General features: G+C 58.1%; 16 protein-coding genes. 10 read left to right on the forward strand and 6 right to left on the reverse strand.

Annotated elements, in window-relative coordinates; all coding sequences use genetic code 11:
• Positions 1-123: 123 nt before the first annotated feature.
• The gene (locus Poly24_RS14515) at positions 124-537 is read right to left on the reverse strand and encodes a DUF2946 domain-containing protein (protein WP_145096578.1); all 414 of its coding nucleotides are present in this window, start codon (positions 535-537) and stop codon (positions 124-126) included.
• Between the two features lie 348 nt (positions 538-885).
• Between Poly24_RS14515 and Poly24_RS14520 the strand changes: the two genes are divergently transcribed.
• The 8 genes from Poly24_RS14520 (at position 886) to Poly24_RS14555 (ending at position 10,064) form a co-directional block, all read left to right on the forward strand.
• Positions 886-1,389, forward strand: coding sequence for a hypothetical protein (locus Poly24_RS14520; RefSeq protein WP_197451915.1), 504 nt, complete (start codon positions 886-888; stop codon positions 1,387-1,389).
• Between the two features lie 103 nt (positions 1,390-1,492).
• Entirely contained in the window at positions 1,493-2,707 is a 1,215-nt protein-coding gene (locus Poly24_RS14525; protein WP_145096585.1) for a DUF58 domain-containing protein, read from the forward strand.
• The gene (locus Poly24_RS14530; protein ID WP_145096589.1) at positions 2,688-4,922 is read left to right on the forward strand and encodes a transglutaminase-like domain-containing protein; all 2,235 of its coding nucleotides are present in this window, start codon (positions 2,688-2,690) and stop codon (positions 4,920-4,922) included. The genes Poly24_RS14525 and Poly24_RS14530 overlap by 20 nt, the downstream gene beginning before the upstream one ends.
• Positions 4,919-5,902 (forward strand): AAA family ATPase, encoded by a 984-nt coding sequence (locus Poly24_RS14535; RefSeq protein WP_145096593.1) that lies wholly within the window; start codon positions 4,919-4,921, stop codon positions 5,900-5,902. The genes Poly24_RS14530 and Poly24_RS14535 overlap by 4 nt, the downstream gene beginning before the upstream one ends.
• Positions 5,902-6,354, forward strand: a complete 453-nt coding sequence (locus tag Poly24_RS14540) for a hypothetical protein (RefSeq protein ID WP_231753147.1) — start codon at positions 5,902-5,904, stop codon at positions 6,352-6,354. Before Poly24_RS14535 ends, Poly24_RS14540 begins: the two co-directional genes overlap by 1 nt.
• Complete coding sequence (locus Poly24_RS14545) at positions 6,351-7,919, forward strand: permease (RefSeq protein ID WP_145096596.1); 1,569 nt, start codon at positions 6,351-6,353, stop codon at positions 7,917-7,919. The genes Poly24_RS14540 and Poly24_RS14545 overlap by 4 nt, the downstream gene beginning before the upstream one ends.
• 697 nt (positions 7,920-8,616) lie before the next feature.
• Positions 8,617-9,636 carry a DUF1559 domain-containing protein gene (locus tag Poly24_RS14550; RefSeq protein WP_145096600.1) on the forward strand — a complete coding sequence of 340 codons (1,020 nt, stop codon included), beginning with the start codon at positions 8,617-8,619 and terminating at the stop codon, positions 9,634-9,636.
• Positions 9,633-10,064: a carboxypeptidase regulatory-like domain-containing protein gene (locus Poly24_RS14555; protein ID WP_145096604.1), complete on the forward strand. Its 432-nt coding sequence runs from the start codon at positions 9,633-9,635 to the stop codon at positions 10,062-10,064. The genes Poly24_RS14550 and Poly24_RS14555 overlap by 4 nt, the downstream gene beginning before the upstream one ends.
• A gap of 102 nt (positions 10,065-10,166) precedes the next feature.
• Here Poly24_RS14555 and Poly24_RS14560 read toward each other — a convergent pair whose 3' ends face one another.
• Positions 10,167-10,649, reverse strand: a complete 483-nt coding sequence (locus tag Poly24_RS14560; protein ID WP_145096607.1) for a hypothetical protein — start codon at positions 10,647-10,649, stop codon at positions 10,167-10,169.
• A gap of 314 nt (positions 10,650-10,963) precedes the next feature.
• Here Poly24_RS14560 and Poly24_RS14565 point away from each other — a divergent pair, with 314 nt between their 5' ends.
• Positions 10,964-11,809, forward strand: a complete 846-nt coding sequence (locus Poly24_RS14565) for a glutaminyl-peptide cyclotransferase (RefSeq protein ID WP_197451916.1) — start codon at positions 10,964-10,966, stop codon at positions 11,807-11,809.
• A gap of 73 nt (positions 11,810-11,882) precedes the next feature.
• Here Poly24_RS14565 and glgB read toward each other — a convergent pair whose 3' ends face one another.
• Together glgB and Poly24_RS14575 are read right to left on the reverse strand one after the other, a co-directional pair.
• Positions 11,883-14,096, reverse strand: a complete 2,214-nt coding sequence (glgB, locus tag Poly24_RS14570) for a 1,4-alpha-glucan branching protein GlgB (RefSeq protein ID WP_145096611.1) — start codon at positions 14,094-14,096, stop codon at positions 11,883-11,885.
• A gap of 283 nt (positions 14,097-14,379) precedes the next feature.
• Complete coding sequence (locus Poly24_RS14575; protein WP_145096614.1) at positions 14,380-14,892, reverse strand: ribonuclease H family protein; 513 nt, start codon at positions 14,890-14,892, stop codon at positions 14,380-14,382.
• A 327-nt stretch (positions 14,893-15,219) separates the two neighbouring features.
• On the opposite strand from Poly24_RS14575, the gene radC reads away from it, so the two are divergent.
• The gene (gene radC, locus Poly24_RS14580; protein ID WP_145096617.1) at positions 15,220-16,194 is read left to right on the forward strand and encodes a RadC family protein; all 975 of its coding nucleotides are present in this window, start codon (positions 15,220-15,222) and stop codon (positions 16,192-16,194) included.
• Between the two features lie 72 nt (positions 16,195-16,266).
• Here radC and ilvE read toward each other — a convergent pair whose 3' ends face one another.
• Together ilvE and Poly24_RS14590 are read right to left on the reverse strand one after the other, a co-directional pair.
• The gene (gene ilvE / locus Poly24_RS14585; RefSeq protein WP_145096621.1) at positions 16,267-17,124 is read right to left on the reverse strand and encodes a branched-chain-amino-acid transaminase; all 858 of its coding nucleotides are present in this window, start codon (positions 17,122-17,124) and stop codon (positions 16,267-16,269) included.
• Positions 17,125-17,244: 120 nt separating this feature from the next.
• Positions 17,245-18,780, reverse strand: coding sequence for a prenyltransferase/squalene oxidase repeat-containing protein (locus Poly24_RS14590; RefSeq protein WP_145096625.1), 1,536 nt, complete (start codon positions 18,778-18,780; stop codon positions 17,245-17,247).
• Positions 18,781-18,865 lie beyond the last annotated feature (85 nt).

An 18,865-nucleotide genomic window follows, 5' to 3' on the forward strand; every position in this document is an offset into this window, starting at 1 on the left:
TGCGCGCAAGGCGAGCCCAGTTAATCCAATTGGGATAGAATCATCGTGGGATCGGCTTCCAAGCAGACACGCTCGCGCGAACCGAGGTAGACACCTCAAGTCGCCCGAAGACGATGGGAGCGATCAGGCCGCAGCAGGCGGTCCACGGGGTTGGGCAATTGCGATCGAAGCGTCGATCGGCAATGGGGTCGCAAGTTCGTAGGCTGGCTCGCATGCATATTCAGGTGCAAGCAGCTGCAGATCGAGCGAAACAGGACCACAGGAGTTGGCTAGCGACTGGCAGATCACGCAGGTATCGGAATCGTGATCTTGAGCCGGTGCCGATGAAGGAGAGTCGGCGGAGTTGTCCGTCGATTCGTGGGCGACAACGTGATGATCGCAGCCGTGCGAACAAACCGAACGGGCTTGAACAATCGCCGCGTCCACGACCTTGCAATCGCCGTCGCATGTGGCCACGTGCATCCATGCCGGTGTGTGCCCAAAGGCAATCACGCAGCAGAGCATGCTCGATAAGAAAGGCCGGACCGACGAATACATCGTGGACGTTTCGTTTTCTAGAGTGAGGTGAGTTGCAAAATGGTCCGACCAAAGACTGTTGCGTTTCCTACGATGAACCAACAATACGGGTTCGTCAAGTCGACGAAAAAGTTTTTGGGACGATAGCGGTGGCAAGCAACCGACGTGAACGCTTCGGATCCGCGACTCGCCACCGCAGGCTCGCCGGAAAACATCAAGGTCAAATTGGATGTCGACGGCTTCACCTGCGCACGTTGGAAGACTTCACCAAGTGTGGGGACGGAGACTCGTATTGCGATGCAAAAATTTCGATGAAGCTGTCATGAAACCGTCGCGGATCCGAACCGTGTTGCCTGACAAGCCGTATGTTTGATAAACAATCACAACATCCTTGGTCGGACCGTTGAACAACATTTGCGCGACGTCGTGTCTGGCGTCCGCTGTTTCTTAATCATCGATGGTTTACCCACCTTGGCTTCTCGGCGGATCCTGACGACTTACGCTCTGCTCGCGGCGCTGCTGCTGAGCAATGTCGCCGGTTGGTTGCACGTCGGCTGCTGTCATCCATCGGATCTTGCCTCCGCAGATCCCGCCGCCGCGGCAACGCATGCTTGCGGTTGCCAGCATCATTGCCATTCCGGTCCAACCGACGAAGAATCCGATCCAGATTCCGATGCGACCCCCGAACACGATTCGGATCGCTGCAGTGTCTGCCAAAGCTTCTTCGCATCGCGTTTTGCCGCGATCGCAAACGCCGATACGATCGTTTGGACGCCGCTGGCAACCGAACGTCTTCGTTTTCGCCGCGACGTGGTGTCGATCGAATCGCTTTCTTTGAACGGACTTTCTGTCCGAGGACCTCCGAGCGCGTGAACGTGCGCAGCCATTGTTTTGGCTGATGTGCGAATGCTCGTGTCGGCTTATTCCAAGCTGACAATCCGCTCTGAATGATCCTCGTACCGAAGGTGCGTACGTCATGTCGTTTGACCTTGTTGTGTCCCAAGAACCCAGTCGGCTGTCGCGATTGCTGACGACCGACTTCTGTCCTTGGGCGAATCGATATCTGTATTGGTTGAAGGAACCGGTGGGCTGGTTTGCGCTCGCCACCGCGATCAGCGTGATCGTTGGAATCTACCTCGCTCCCATCGGATGGACTCTCGCCGCGGCGCTCGCTGCAGTGATTGTTGTCGGGATGGCCTGGCCAGCGGTTGCCGTCCGCGCGGTCGAAAGCTCGCTGAAGCCGAGCCAATCGCAAGTCCATGAAGGGGATCCCTGCGAACTGCAACTGGCCGTACGGAACCGGTTGCCGATTCCTGTCTGGGGCTTAGCGGTCGAAGGCTTCTTGGATCGGCGATGCGACAGCGACGCCGAAGCGGCAGTTCCCACCGTCGCCCTCGCGTTTGTTCGCGGCCTGGCGATCTCGACCTATCGGTTTTCGATCCGCCCAGAACTGCGAGGCCGCTATCCCAACGAAGACGCCCTGCTGACATGTTCCTTTCCCTTCGGGATTTGGACCGCCAAGCGGAAGCTGAAAAACGTATCGCCCGTCACCGTCTGGCCCAAGGTCTATCCGGTTGCCGGAAGCACGGCGATGACGGGACGCCGCGCTGCCGAATCGGGGGACGGCAACCGCAGTGGTCGCAGCGGTGATTTCCTGGGTGTTCGCGAATACCGTCACGGCGATAGCGCACGACAGGTCAATTGGGTCGCGACGGCGCGGTCGGGAGATCTTGTTGTCACCGAACGCAGCGGTCCGCAGTGCCCAAGTGTCGACGTGATCGTCGACGTCGGGCGATCGGCACGCGAGCCATTGGCCGATCGGATTCGCGTCGCTGCCAGTCTACTTGCGAACCTGCACCAATCGGCCGTCCCGTTGCGCGTTCACATCGGCAAGAATTCGGTTCAGGTGCGGCGCGGCTGGGATGGGTTCGTGCAAATTATGGACGCGTTGGCGGAGGTCCCCGCCGAAGGAGAGCGCGACGCTCCCATGCATTATCCATCGCGGAACCGAGCGACGATTGCGATCGCTTCGAGTCGCGATGCGGAGATTACCGTTTGTGTTTCCGATCCGGCGGTCAATCCCCGTTCCGCCGACGGTCACTCGCACCGCATGATTCATCGCGATCGCGGCTTGGCGAAGCAGTTGCTTTCGTTCTGGACGGAGGTGCGCGATGTCAACTTGGTCGCGTAGACGCACCGAGACGATCGCTTTGGCGGTGTTAGCAATCAGTTCGGTCGTTCCTCTGCGCTGCTACGTGGAATCGGCGGCGTGGTTCCCAGCGGAGATGGCAGCGCTAGCGATCGCCTTTCTGGTCGCTGAAGGCGTGCGCGCTTTCGGTGGCAACGGGATAAGAGCGCGACGATCGATCGATACCGCCACCGTCGCGTTGGGCGTCCTACCGGTGGTCTTCGCAATCGTCGGCCGCATGATCGGTTCGCCGATCGCGTTTGAGATGTCCGCCTTAACAACATTTGGCGCGGTTTCGCTCGCAATGGCGATTGCGGCCCGCACGAATCAAACGCGTTCGCTGTCGCTGATCCTCAGTGGATTCCTGGTCTTGTTCAGCGCATCGATCTCGGATTCCGATTATGCCGTCGCCTTGCCGTTGCTGTGGATGCTCGCCTGTGTTTGGCACTTGATCGCCAACCATTGGGAACGACTCGACCTGGCGATGCCCGATTCGGTTCAGCGGACCTGGTCGCTGCGTCCAAAGATCATGATCGTCACGTTGTTGGTGTTGGCTGTCGGAGCGTATCTGGTCAAGGACAGTAGCGCGGGACTGCAGCGGCTGACGCTCGGTCTGATGCCGACAAGTGGCGGCAGCGAATGGTCCGACCCCGCAGCACGTGGCGGCGTGGGAACAGGCGATGCGGCGATCGCTGCCAAAGATCATGCCGAATCGTTTGGTGCCGTCGACAGCGACATCATGCTCGAATCGACCGAATCGTCGCTGTTCGACATGTTCAACGACATGATCGGCGAGCCAAAGAAGAAAAACAAAAAGCAGGAACGGGCCCAGGCGATGGGGCCCGACAACTTCATCCAGTCGCATGAACGCAATGCTAAGAGCGAGCAGGGTGGCGGGACCTTCTCGACTGATCGGCTGCCCCCAAAAAAGCATCATCATTTCAAAGATGCCAAAGACGCCAGCGTGGTCCAATGGGACGGTCCCACTGGCATCCGATTGGCGATGCATCGCTATGACACCTTCGACGGCCGCGATTGGTCTCAGACGGCCGATTTGAAAAACGAAAAGTTGACGCCTGTCGTAATCGACGAGGCGACCTGGTTCTTCGATCCGGTGTTGCGAGGCGTGCTGTCGCGCGATCCCGACGCCGCTTCGGTTGGCTTGCTGAAGGTGATTCGTCTCGATTCGCTGCGTCTCCCCGTTCCCATGCTGACTGCCGGAATCCACATCAAGGAGATCGATCGACAGGACTTCTTGGGACTCTCCGAGGATGGCTGTTTCTTCATGCCTGGCCGCGAGCGCGTTCCGCCACTGACGGTTGTCCACGTGGCGAGCCTCGGATTGGTGGAGGATGAAATCCGAGACGGCCTTGAAGTGCGAGAACCGCCAGCCGCCGTGGTCCCCGAGATCGATCGGCTGGTTAAAAATATTGTCGGCGACGAAACCGACACGTACGAAAAGTTGCAGTTGATCGTATCGCACCTTCGCAGCGAATTCACCTACGCCCGCGATGGGGAATCGAGCGCAACATCGTTGTCGAATTTCCTCCAGTCGCGTCGCGGCGGCGATCACCTTTTTGCCACCACTGCGGCACTGCTGGCGCGACAGATCGGTATGCAGACTCGCCTGGTCACCGGTTTCTACGTGCGTCCCGATGCGTTTGACATCTCTGCGGGTCATTCCTCCGTTCTGCCGCAAGATGTCCATGTTTGGGCGGAAGTGCAATTGGAGGACGGTCGGTGGTTTGAGATCGAACCGACCCCCGGTTTCCAACAACCTCACTATCGCCCTTCGTGGCGGCTAGTTGCCCAACGGTTTGCCGCGACCTATTGGACCACCTTCGTCGGCGGGGCGTTGGCGCTGGTGATCGGGTACCTTTCGCGATCCTATTGGGGCGACTGCCTGTTGACCGTGATCTGGACGTTTGGTCGTTGGCTTCGTCCGCGCCATCGAACTCGTTTGGCGATTGGAATCATCGAAGCGCGGGCCCGGTTGGCCGGTAAGCGTCGACCGGTTGGAAGGTCTCAGCGAGCCTGGCTGGAGCAACTGACACGCACCGACGCAACGATCGCCCACGCGACAGAAAAGTTTTTTGATGCCGCCGACCGCTTGTTCTTCGGTCACGGCAACGAACCGACGGACCACGATGCGACCGGGTTGGTCGATCTTCTTCACGTCCGCACTATCACCGCATTATCCAAGGAGGCGACGTCATGAACGCGTCCGCCGATACGATTCCGTCCACGCAACCGTCCGATCCCGATTCGCCCCCCGACGTTGCGCCGCTACGCGATTACCTTCGCAGCGTTCTCTTAGGCAAAGAAGACCGGATCGATCTAGTCATTGCATGCCTGCTGTCGCGCGGGCACCTGCTGTTGGATGATCTTCCAGGAACGGGCAAAACCACGCTTGCCAAAGCGATCGCTGATGGGATTCACGGCCGTTTATCCCGTGTGCAATGCACACCCGACTTGATGCCCGCCGATATCACCGGCTTCAGTATGTTCAACCAGAAGTCGCGCGAGTTCGAATTCCATCCCGGCCCGGTGTTCGCCGACGTGATGTTGGCCGATGAGTTGAATCGGACGACTCCGCGTACGCAGAGTGCGCTGCTGGAAGCGATGGCGGAGCGGCAAGTCACGATCGACGGGAATCCGCATCCGCTGTCCCCCACCTTTATTGTGATCGCCACTCAGAATCCGATCGATTCCCACGGTGCCTATCCATTGCCCGAAGCTCAGCTGGATCGGTTTGCGATCAAGCTGCGGATCGGATACCCCGACCGCGAGGCCCAGCGACAGATCCTGCAACGCGAGGTCCGCGATTCCAATGGAGCGAACAACGGCGAGGATCGCAAAGCAAGCTCGCCGCTTTCGCTGAACGATCTGCAACGGTTGCAGCAGAAGGCCCAATCGGTCGCCGTACATCCCCGCGTCGCCGACTACCTGATCGACCTGGTCGAAGCGAGTCGCGCGGACGAATCGGTCGAATTGGGCGTTAGCCCGCGTGGCATGATGTGCTGGCAAGCGATCGCTCAAGCGTGGGCGATGTTAAAAGGACGCGACTTTGTCACCCCGACCGATGTCGCCGATGTCGCTCAGCCCGTTCTTTCGGTCCGTTTGCTCACCCGCGGCGAAACCGTCGACAACGCGATCGATCGGATCATGAATTCCGTCCCCGCTCCGGAGTATAAGTGATGCGTTTCCAAACAATTTGCAACGGCATCGTCTTAACGGGACTCCTGTTGTTGGCGGGATGTGGCGACGAACAAACCGCCAAGACGTCGCTCTTTGAACACGACCACGAAGTGGCCGAACATTGGCCCGACGATTTTGCCGACGCTGCGGTCAAGCTGCGCCAGCGGCTCGACGCGTCCGCCGACGAAACGGCCGATGCGAAACAGGCGGAGGCTGAAATTGCGGATATCGTCAGCTGGGTTCCTGAGATTGCCGCCGATACGGATCTGCCGGAAAAGGACTGGATTCCGTTGGACAATGCAGCGGAATCGCTGATGGCGAATCTTCGATCCAGCGGCAACGAATTGACCGACGCCAATCGCAAGCAAACCGTTGCCTTTTGCGAACTCATCGAAGAAGCGATCGCAAAACTTCCCGCCCCCATCCCGTCGCCGCAAGGAGCCTCGCTATGAATTCTCCCTCAGCAATGTTTGTCGGCGGACTGGTTCGTATCGCGCAAGGCTTCATCGCGGTCGCACCGACCTTATTGGTTGGGTTGTTGATCGCGGGGATCCTTCGCTACTACCTAGGCCGCGATGGCACGCGGCGGCTGTTTGGCGGCGATTCGCTGCGCTCGCTTCCCCAATCGTGGTTGATCGGCATGTTGCTGCCGGTCTGTTCGATCGGCGTGTTGCCGATCCTGATCCAGATGCGTCGATCGGGAGTCAAACCGGGAGCGTTGTCCGCATTCGCTTTGTCCGCTCCGCTCTTTAATCCGTTGTCGTTGTTATACGGTCTGACGCTCAGTCGCCCGCTGGTGATTATCCTGTTTGCCGTCGGATCGTTGATCATCGTAACCGCGTTGGGGTTGTTGTGGGATGCCTTGGATCGACGCAAACATGCGGAGGAGGCAACGCCGGCCTCCGACAGCGGCGACCTCAGTTTGATTGGCCCGCGCCGTCTGGCGGCGATGGTCGTTCAGATGTCGCACGATGCCACCGGAATACCGATGGCATTGACGCTGTTGGCACTCTTGGGCCTTGGCCTGTTGGCCGTGGTGTTGCCCTACGGTGCGATGCAACACAGTGTCGAACGCGATGATCCCTTCGCACCGTTGACGATGTTGTTTGTCGCCGTTCCTGTTTACGCGACACCGATGCTGGCGATGAGCCAATTGGGGATGATGTTCCAACACGCCAACAGTCCCGGCGCCGCCTTTACGTTGCTGATACTCGGAACCGGGATGAATCTGGCCACACCGTATTGGTTTGGCAAACATTACGGATGGAAGGCGGCCGCCACGTGGATGACCGGCTTGCTATTGATCGTTCTATGTATCTCTTACGGAATCAACAAACCGCTCGTGCCGCCGGGAGTCGAACCGGCGGGGCATACCCATGCGTTTGATATTTACGCCAATCCCATTGCTCCCAATCAGGCCAACCTTTGGGCGAAGGCGAAGGAAGCGGTCGACAAACACTTGGATATCGCTGGCAGCATCGCCGTTGGCTTTGTCGCCCTGCTGGCGATGGTCGGATTGATATTGCGGGGATTGGGGATCGATGAGGCACGTTTGGTGACGACCGCGCCCGAACCAACCGAAGCAGCTCCGCCGCGAGGATTCGACATCCTGGTGCCGCGAGGCGTCATCGGAGCGACGATGCTTGCCGGTTTGGTCGCTCTGAGCGTCGTCGCCTGTTACGCCTATTATCCCTCGCCCGAAGAATGTTTGGAGGAAATCGCGTTGGCTCGCAGCGAGTGTTTGTCGGCAGCCAACAGCGGCGACAAAGATCATGCGTTGTTCTGGTTGCCGGTTTGGGAAGAATGGAGCCGGCGGCTCGAGGTGGGAGCGTTCCTGCGTCGCGGTGAACTTCGGCGATACCAGAGTATGCAGGGATACCTGATCCGCAAGAAGTTGGAGCTGCTGGAACACGAATTGGAGCATGATCCCTACGAGCCGGAAGAGGTGAAGGCGGTGGTGCGGGGAATTTTTGCGACCAATTCGCGTTGGGTGCAAAGCTTTCGCGATCCATCGTAGGTTTTGCGAGGCGAGAAAGGTTTAGTGTTCCGGATGATTTCGTCGGATTATGCAGATCGTATTGGCTATGCTCCGTTTCACAAAGCGTAGTAGACGAGGTTACGAGTCCTCTTGCATCAGACCCAATCGCTGGGACTCGTAACCTCGTCCACTACGTCCCGATGCTAATTCTTTCCACGGTCCGAGGCTCCGTTCTACAAAGCGTAGTGGACGAGGCTACGAGTCCTTTTGCATCAGACCAAATCGCTGGGACTCGTAACCTCGTCCACTACGTCCCGACGCTAATTCTTTCCACGGTCCGAGGCTCCGTTCATTGAAGCGTAGTGGACGAGGTTACGAGTCCTTTTGCAACAACCCTAATCGCTGGGACTCGTAACCTCGTCCACCACGTCCCAACGCTAATTCTAGCCACGGTCCGAGGCTCCGTTCTACAAAGCGTAGTGGACGAGGCTACGAGTCCTTTTGCATCAGCCCCAATCGCTGGGACTCGTAACCTCGTCCACTACGTCCCAACGCTAATTCTTTCCATGGTCCGAGGCTCCTTCTTTGAACGGTACTGCGGTTAAACTAGAAATCCACTTATTCGCTGCTTAAAACGCCGATATCTGCCGGTTTTGCCCACCGCCGCGATCGGTGAACAATATTGTTCTGCGGTCGGACCGGAATCCTTCTGCAAACGAAGCTCTGGACCAAATCTATGAAAACGCCTCATACGCGCCTCGGCTTTACCCTCATCGAGCTGCTGGTTGTGATTTCGATCATCGGTATCTTGGTTGCCTTGCTGTTGCCAGCGGTGCAGGCTGCGCGGGAAGCGGCGCGGCGTACCGATTGTGCGAACCGCGTGCGGCAATTGGCCGTTGCGACGCACATGCACCACGATGTGTTCCGCTACTTTCCGCCGGCGCGTTATGAATCGCGTCCCGATGCCGCCCCATCGAATCAATGCGGTTTGGAAACGCCAACTTGGTTGGCCCGCGTGATGCCATTCATCGAACAAGTCTCGCTCGGCGATCAATGGGAGTTTTCCAAACCGTGGCACGAACACGACGAAAGTGTACGGACGGTTGTCCCCGACATTTTCTTATGTCCTTCGCGACGCTCCGGCACGCAACCGATCGGGACGCGGAACTTGCGGACGACGGTCGATGGAGGCGGCGGACGGTTGCCCTGCGGTTGCCCGATTCCGCCACGCACCAATGATGTCGCCGTCGATGTTCCCGGAGCGCTCTGCGATTATGCAGGAAACCATGGCGACCTGACTCCCGGAGCCACCGGTGCTCCAACCGACTTCTATTACGGCGGCAATGGGACGGGAGTCATCATTAGCGTCCATCCGACTTGCAAAGATGGAAAAGCAATAGGTCCGTCGGATCGTATCCGCATGGCCTCGGTCAGCGATGGAACCTCAAGCACTTTCCTGTTTGGTGAGAAGTTTGTCCCACTCGACGGTCTCGCTCAGTTCCCCGAAGACTCTCCCGCTTACGATGGCGATCACCTGCCAGCTTCTTGCCGATTGGCGGGGCCGGGTCTGCGACTGGCCAGCGGTCCCCGCGACGTGCTGGCCGACATGTTTTCGTTTGGCAGCTGGCATCCCGCCGGCGTCCACTTCGCCCTCGTCGATGGCAGCGTGCGGATGTTCAGTCCAACGACCGACACGAAGACTCTCGGATCGTTGGCCAACCGCGGGGACGCACGCGTCGTGGAGTTGATGCAGTGAAGGCTTCCACGTCAGCAGCGTTCCTGGTCGCGATTGGCTGCATCCTGTTGCTCACGTCGATAGGATGCGGGCCCCCGATCGGTCCAACCTCGGGCATCGTGCGATTCGACGACGGCGAGCCTGTTAGGTCGGGGAGTATCGAATTTCGCAGGCTAAGCGACAAGGAACGATTTGCAAGTCGCATCTCATCCGGTGGCGAATTCCAGCCCGTCAACCAAGCTGGCGAGATCGGTCTACCACCGGGATCGTACGAAGTCGTCGTCGTCCAAATCGTGCTGACCGAAGACCTCGCAAAATCGGCCCATGCCCACGGAAACACGGTTCCCCGTCGCTACGCCGACTACTACACCAGCGGACTTTCTGTCGAGGTTGCCGAAGCGCAAACCGAACCGATCGAACTGATTCTGGAAACCGACGACGAATCGTAGACGCGTTGAGATCGTTATTGCAACGACGTGCTGGAGCAAAAAGCTCAAGCACGGAGATTCAGAACACTGCGGTTAGCGGATTGCCGACAGTGGCAACGGCAACTAATTCGTCGCTGGAAGATCCTCAGGCTTGTCGCCCGGCTTGGTGCGAATCGGTTCGATCGATACGCCATCTTTCGAATCGGGAATCGCGGGCATCGCACCGGGAGTCGGGAACGCAGACTCGGGAATCGCTTTCAAGTCTTTCTTGCGGTCGGCTTCGGCCAGCAACGAATACTCGGCTCCTTTCTTGCCTTCCAAATCGTAGCGGCCCCAATACACTTGGCTTGTTGGGTTGTAGTAGTAGACATACCGAGGTTGGCTTGGATACGAAATGCAGTAGTGATAGCTGTAGGAATTCGACGTAACCGTGGGGCGGTAATAGTAACGCGTGTAGCTGTACGATTGCGTTGGCTGGTACGACCAACTGCTGTAATACTGCCGTTGGCCATAGCCGTAGTCCGCGTCCGCTTCGGAGCCGCCCGCGGTGATCATCATGCCCACGGCCAATGCGATCAGCCCTAAGTTGCGTGTGTGCGAAAACATCGTTTCTCTCCCAAGTTGTTTTTTTGTTGCAAGCGTTTCAACAGCCTGTCTGAAACATGGATACCGATCGCCACCGCAGGCCGGACAGAGATTTGATGATTTTTCAGAAAAAGGTTCTACACACTTCCCGGCCCCCGTTTCGCAGCGGTTCCACTCGACCAGAAAAGCAGAGCAACCAAGCGTTCACGCGAGACCGATGCCGCTGGATCGGTGATGATCGGCGACGCAAGTGCCGCAATTTGCCCGGCTTCACTTTACTTCGCTTGCCGGATGTAATAGATCATGCGAAAAAGATCAGAAAGGAAGTTGTGCCCGTGACCGAGTCCCATGCCCCCTCTGAAAACAAGCGTCCCCTGCCATCGGCAGGCTGGTCGGCCTACCGCTGGCTGCTGACCGGAGCTGTCGGCCTGATGGCGTTGGGATGTGTGGCGATTCTTTTGTCCGCTAATCAAACGACCGCGACACCGATCTCCAGTTTTGAAGTGGTCGCGACGTACCCGCACGATGCGGCAGCGTTTACCCAAGGTCTGGCGATTGCCGATGGCCGGATGTACGAAGGGACGGGGCAATATGGCAGCAGTTCGTTGCGTCGTGTCGATCTACCGACGGGGAACGTGTTGCAAAGCATCTCCCTGAACCGCGATCTGTTCGGTGAAGGGATTACCGTCTGGAAAGACTCGATCATCCAATTGACGTGGAAGAAGCGTCGGGCGTTTGTCTTCGACCGCGAAACCTTCCAACATCGCAAGACGCTCCGCTACGCAGGCGAAGGCTGGGGGCTGACCCACGATGGCACCCATCTGATCATGAGCGACGGATCATCGCGGCTGCGATTCCTCGATCCGGAAACGTTTAAGGAAATCCGGCAAGTGATCGTGCACGATGGCCGACGCCGAATCGACGACCTCAACGAATTGGAGTTCGTCGAAGGAGAGATCTTTGCCAACGTCTGGTACAACGATTCCGTCGCCCGAATCTCTCCGGTCGACGGTCGCGTTTTGGGTTGGATCGATTTGCACAGCCTCTGGCCGGCAAACCAACGGCCAACTCGCGAGCATGTGCTCAATGGGATCGCATACGATCGCGACGCCAAACGGTTGTTTGTGACCGGAAAAAACTGGCCCAAGCTGTACGAAGTGCGGATCGTCGAGAGCAATTGAGCCCCGGGCGGCCTGCGTTCCTACGGGCCGACGCGCGGGAGCACGCGTCGGCGACACTGGCGAACCGGCTCGCTTACGCTTCGTGCTTCAGCACCACGATGCCCAACGGCGGCAGATCGATCTTAATCGAATCGGTACGGCCGTGGTGCGGGATGCCCAACGATTGCGTCATGCCGGGGTTGACGATGTTGCTGCCGCCGTAAGCCTCCGCATCCGAATTAAACACCTCCGTCCAACGACCACTCTGCGTGATCCCCACGTGGTAGCCCTTACGGACAACGGGGGTGAAGTTGGCACAGACCATCAGCGCGGGGCCATACCCATCGGCTTTGCGAACGTAGGCCAAGACGCTGTCGTTGGCGTTCATGCAGTCGACCCATTCAAAGCCGGCGGCGGTGAAATCATCGTGATGCATGGCGGGATTCTCGATCACCAGCTTATTCAGATCGCGAACCAAATTTTGGATGCCGCGATGGGTGTCGAAATCAAGCAGTTCCCACTGGATCGGACCATCTTCGTTCCATTCGTTCCATTGCCCAAACTCGCCCCCCATGAATAGCAACTTCTTGCCGGGGTGCGTCCACATGTAGGAGTACAGCAGCCGCAAGTTGGCGAACTTCTGCCATAGATCGCCGGGCATTTGCGACAACAACGCTCCCTTGCCATGCACCACTTCGTCGTGCGACAGCGGCAGGGTGAAGTTTTCGGTGAAGGCATAGATCAGACTGAACGTCAGTTCATTGTGGTGATGGCTGCGGTGGATCGGATCGTTGTGAAAATAATCCAACGTATCGTTCATCCAGCCCATGTTCCACTTAAACGTGAAACCTAAACCGCCGTCATAGGTCGGCCGCGAAACGCCGCCCCACGCTGTCGATTCTTCCGCAATCGTGACCGCTCCGGGGAACTTCTCGTGGACCACGACATTAAATTCACGCAGGAAGTCGATCGCAGCGATGTTCTCGCGTCCGCCATGTTGGTTGGGAATCCATTGGCCCGCTTCGCGGCTGTAATCCAGGTACAGCATCGACGCCACTGCGTCGACGCGAAGCCCGTCGATGTGGTATTTGTCGAGCCAGAACAGGGCGTTGGAGATCAGGAAATTGCGGACTTCATTACGTCCGTAATTGAAGATATTTGTGCCCCAGTCGGGATGTTCGCCCTGCCGTGGATCGGCATGTTCGTACAGCGCCGATCCATCGAAATGGGCCAACCCGTGGCCATCTTTGGGATAGTGGGCGGGAACCCAGTCCAAGATCACGCCGATCCCGTTTTGGTGGCAATGGTCGACGAAGTACATGAAATCTTCCGGCGTACCGTAACGGCTGGTGGCGGCGAAATAACCGACCGTTTGGTAGCCCCAGCTGCCGGTGAACGGATGCTCGCTGATCGGCATCAGTTCCAAGTGGGTGAAGTTCATTTCCTTGCAATAGTCGACCAACCGATGAGCCAGGTCGCGGTAGTTCAACCAACCGTGCTCCTGATCGCCCCCTTGCTGCCAGCTGCCAAGATGGACTTCATAGATATTAAACGGCTTTTCCAGCTGGTTGGATTCGCGGCGGCTTTCCATCCACGTATCATCTTGCCAGCTGTGGGTGTCCAACCGAGTCACAATCGACGCGGTTCGCGGCGGTAGTTCGGCGGCAAACCCCAACGGATCGCTCTTGTCGTTCCATACGCCATCCTGCTGGAGGATGCGGAATTTATAGATATCCCCTTCCTTCACCTCAGGAATAAACAATTCCCAAACGCCCAGATTGGGATGGACCTTCATGGCATGCTTGCCGCCGTCCCAATTGTTGAAATCGCCAACCACCTGAACCGTCTTGGCATTGGGCGCCCAAACGCTGAAGTTCACACCCGAGGTGCCGCCGACGGTCCGAATCTGAGCTCCCAAACGCTTGTATAGCTCGTAATGCCGACCTTCACCCAACAGGTAGCGATCGAGTTCTTGCAACAACGGTTCAACGGCGTATGGATCAGGCATGATGGTCACTTCGCCCGAATTATGGGCGACTTTCAAGCGGTAGTTTGGGGAAACGGCTTCGTTGTCGAGCGGGCAAATGGCTTCGTAAAAACCGGCTGGATGCAACCGACGCATCAACCGTGGCGATTCTTCGGGCTGATCGACCAACCAGACCTGGGAGCTGTCGGGGACAAACGCCCGCACGGCGATCGCTTTGCGACCCTGGTATTCTACCGGATGCGGACCGAGCAGTTCAGCAGGGTTTTCATGACGCCCGGCGACCAGGCGTCCGATTCCATCAAGCGGGACCTGAGTGTGCATCGAAGGTGACTCGCGTTAAACGAAAGGGGGGTAGAGGCATCCAATGCTATTCGACGCGTTCACGTCAAATTTGCAAGGGGTTTGGTTAAGGTTGCAACCCAGATTCCGCGGATTAAATGCCCTTAGCAGCGCAGCCTTGCGATGCGATTGATAGCGGGCGGACCGTCGTCTTGCGTTGCAAATACAGTAAATTCTCAGCGTGATCTTTCGACGTCCGGTTCTCGGAGTGCGGCGATCGAGCGCCGCACTCCAAGTCTCAATGGCTGCCGATGCGACATTAGGATCAGGCGACGGCAAACGTTGGCGTGTCGGCAACCGCTTGGCCTGCGAGCCATTTGCGGATCCGATCCAACGGTGCAGGACGCGATTCGGGCATCCGCGCTGAATTTCGTCCTTGCGACAAAAACGCGGCACTTAACCAACACGTACTGACCTGATGGATATCCAACGCTCGGTCGATTCGCCGCCACAAATCGGCATTGGGAATCGAAACCATGCGGCCAAAATGATCCCAGTTGAAACGCGTTTCTCGCCAACCCGACAGACCGTTGCGGAGTCCATGAATCACGTAGCGGTTGCTGCACATCATCGTTACGCAACTGGGCCCATCAAGGGCCTCCAGTCCGCGAACGACAGACCACAACGCCAATCGATTGAGATCACACGGTTCATGATCACTCGCTTCAACGACACTCTGTCCCAAAATCGTCTCCAAACTGAACCGCCAATGATGGCGGTCCTCTTCATCCAAACGCGTCTCGCACACCAACAGAAACTCCGGTAATGCAGCGACCATACCATCTCTCCTATCTGGAGGTTGATTCACAGTGGAAACACAGGTTCCAACTGCGATGAAATCGAATCCTTTCGCTGCCTAAGTCCGTCGCGAGCGACCGCCGTTCGCACTCCAACGCAACCGCGTTGGCATCGCACGACGAGACGGTCTCCCGAAGGATTTGATCGGCGGGGCATCGCCCCCGGATACAACCGATTTGTTCGGAAACGTTTGCCAGATCGCAAAACGCAACCTAACAAGCGCATATCCCGCAAAACCCGCACCCCATCGGTTCGCAAAAGGAATTCGCTTGCATCCAGCGGTAGATTCGTAACAATCGATAACACCATGACCATTCCGAAACAGCGATCCGATTCCACGACACGCCGGTACCAACGTTACCTGCCCGTGATTGAAAGGGTTTCCGCACACGATGCGTTTCCAATCGCTGCGGTGCACCGCGCCTGCGATCCGGAAAAACGAGGCTTTGTGACGCGAGTCGTTAACGAACTGGTGGGGCAAGGCTGGTTGCTGCGCGAAGCGACCGCGACCGATCAGACGCTGTATCGATGGAACACGGGGCTGGGCGAGTTTTCGGCAGCCAAATGGCTGGACGAAAAACTGTTTGGCAATCAAATCAAACTGGCCCCCCAGCAAGATCGACCGCGAGAGCGGTTGTTGGCACAGGGCGCTGAAAACTTGCGGACCGCCGAACTCTTCGCGATTCTCGTGCGCAGCGGTCGGCCAGGAGAATCGGCGATGATGGCGGGAGAGCGTCTAGCCAACGAGTTCGCGGAAAAACTGGATCGATTGCCTACGGCCGGTCGCGGGGAACTGAAATCGATCAGTCCGGCTGTCGAAAAGACTGCCTACTGCCAGATCATGGCGGGGATCGAATTGGGACGGCGGATAGCCGCGATGTCCGAAGCACCGGCGACGACGAAGATCTGCAGCACCGCCGAAGCGGCTGCCTTCTGCCGCCGACATTTCGCGCGTTTGGTCAGCGACATGCGACGCGAAGAATTCCATATCGTCACGCTGGATACCAAGAACCAAGTGATCGATACGCACTGCATCACCGTCGGCACGTTGGATGCCAGTCTGGTCCATCCCCGCGAAGTCTTTCGCGCCGCGATCAAAGACGCGGCGCAATCGATCGTCTTGGTCCACAATCACCCTTCGGGCGACCCGAGCCCTAGTCCCGAAGACTTTGCCGTGACGCGGCGGTTGGAATCCGCCGGCGAGACGATCGGGATTAGCGTACTGGATCACATCGTGCTGGGACGCCAAGGGCACGTCAGCATCCGACAGGGGGCCGGATGAACTCGTTGGAAACGCGACACCGCCCGAGACGCAAGCGCTCCGGCGGTGTCGGCGGGATCGATTCGATCGAGCTTATTGGCGAACCAACTTGTGAAACGCTTCCAACAGCCGCTTGGTGATCGGTCCAGGCTTGCCGTCGCCGATCGTACGGTTGTCCAACTGAACCACGGGAACCACTTCGGCGGCGCTTCCGGTCAGGAAACACTCGTCGGCGACAAACAGATCGTGCCGGGTCAGCGTCGCCTGGCGGGTGGGAATTCCCAATTGGTCGGCGATTTCTAGCACGGCATTCCGAGTGATCCCTTCCAGGATTCCCGAATCGGTCGACGGCGTTGAGAGAACGCCCTTGTTGACGATAAAGACGTTATCGCCAGTGCATTCGGCAACGTCCCCTTTGTGATTGAGCATCAGCGCTTCGACGCAGCCGGCCTGTAGCCCTTCCATCTTGGCGATGATGTTATTCAGATAGTTCAGCGACTTGATGCGTGGGTTCAGCGCCGCCGGATGGTTGCGAATCGTCGATGCGGTCACCAAATGCAAGCCGTGTTCATAATACTCGGCCGGGTACAGCGAGATTTTGTCGGCGATGATGATGACTTGCGGATTGCTGCAGCGGTTCGGGTCCAGTCCCAGCGATCCGGCACCGCGGGTCACGATCAAGCGGATGTAGCCATCGATGATGTTGTTGGCTGCCAGCGTGGCTTTGCAATGCTCGGCCATTTCCTCGCGCGGCATCGGGATTTCCAAACAGATCGCTTGCGCCGAATCCCACAGCCGATCCAGGTGATCGTCCAACTTGAAGATCTTTCCGGCGTAGCTTCGCATCCCTTCAAACACGCCATCGCCATAGAGCAACCCGTGGTCGAAAACGCTGATCTTGGCGTCTTCCTTAGGAACCAATTGTCCGTTGATTGAAATTTGCAGCGACATGAGCGACGTATTGAATGAAGTTTAAATAGGGAGGGGTCTGCGGCGATTGGACCACCAGCGCCGGGCTGGGGATTGTATTTCCAAACGCTTGCAAAGTATAGGTTCTTCCCTGCTTTTGGACTACAACGGGAAGTCCCCTTCCTCCCACAACGGCAAGTACCGGTAATAGGTTTCCAGCACCAGAGCGCACATCGCGGTGCTGTAAAGCCGTCCACCGACGCTGCCAAAGCGGTCGGTGAAGTGCCAGCTGCCCCGTTCATGGCCGCGCTGCGATTGCGTTTTGACAAGGAAATCGCGGAGCTTGGCGTTCCATTCGGGGAACCCGTAGTACCGCGCATGGTGCAGCGTCATCGTGGCGTAATAGTTGAAGTAGACGTTCGTTTTCGAAGGCCCCAGTTCGAACAGATAATGACAACCTTCCATGATCGCCGCGTCGCCGGGCGGTTTGTTCAAATACATTTGCAGCAACAATCCAACCGCTGTCGGCGTCGCTTCGGCCGCCGGTTCGAGGTATCCAAACCGCGTCCCCTGCTGGCTGCCCAAGCTGGTGACAAAATCCTCCGCCCGCGCGTGGACGTTGGTTGGAAACGGTAGCCCGCCGATCTGACAGCTCTTCAGCGCCATGATTTGCCAGCCGGTAACCGTCATGTCGCCGGGTTGGCCCGGTTGGTAACGCCAGCCCCCTTTTTCATGTTGCGCCATCACGATGTACTGCTGCAGATCGCGAAGCATGTCGTAAAGGTCCGCATCTTTGGTCATCGCATACGCCTCGGCGATCGCCAATGTGGCGATTCCGTGGCCGTACATGCTGCCATGCATCAGCTCACGTCCCTGCGCGGCATCCCGCATCTGACCGCGCAGGTAATAGATCGCTCTGGATATCGTTTCGGCGTGTTTGCCGCTTTGATGCGTGTAACCGGCGCCTAGGAAAGGGAGCAGCGCCAATCCGGTGGCGGCTGTCTTCGGTGTCGCTTGGCCGTCTGGATTCGTTCGTGGATTGCGACACTGCCCGTTGCACGGCGCTTTGGAAAGATCGAAATCCCACGAGCCGTTGTTCTGTTGATGGGCGACCAGCCAATCCAATGCCGCTTCGACGGCCAGCTCGCTCGCTTCGCTCGCACCATACTGCTTCGCCAGTTCTTGCCGCTTCCCTTCGACACGCCCTTCGACTCCCGCGTTCCCGCGCATCCTCAGCGGTGGCATGCCAGAAGAGGGCTGCTGCAAACCGTCGATCATTTGACGGATGGCGTCCAGCGGCTGTGTCGGAGCGGTCGCAGTGAGCGCTTCGGGTTGCTCGAATTCCACCGCTTCGAGTGCCGCGACGATCGCATGATCGGGCATCGCTTCGGTTTCGCGAATCTCCACCACGGCCCGATCCATAGGGGGCGTGATTTCGATCGGCGTCGGATCCTCTCGTTCCAATTTCCCCTGGAGCGTGAACAGGTCGTGTTTCGTTTCGACAATCGTCCAAAGGGCCAGGAACAACAGCACGCCGCCGTGCAACAAACCACTGACCAACCAACTGGGCATGCGGGCGTCGCGTAGGAACCGCTTCAGCAGAGGCAGCGTGGATTCGTGCGGATCGTCCGATGCGCTCGTTTCGATCGCCGCCGCTGCGATCCCGCTGCCCCCCGCCACCGGAGGCGCTAGCGGCATGGAGGTGCGCGCAGCATCCGAGCCAGCAATGGGGGGCGGGATCGGATGGGAAGAGGGAAGGCTCATCGGACTTGGGCACGCGCGG

It is taken from the genome of Rosistilla carotiformis (assembly GCF_007753095.1).
Lineage (GTDB): Bacteria > Planctomycetota > Planctomycetia > Pirellulales > Pirellulaceae > Rosistilla > Rosistilla carotiformis.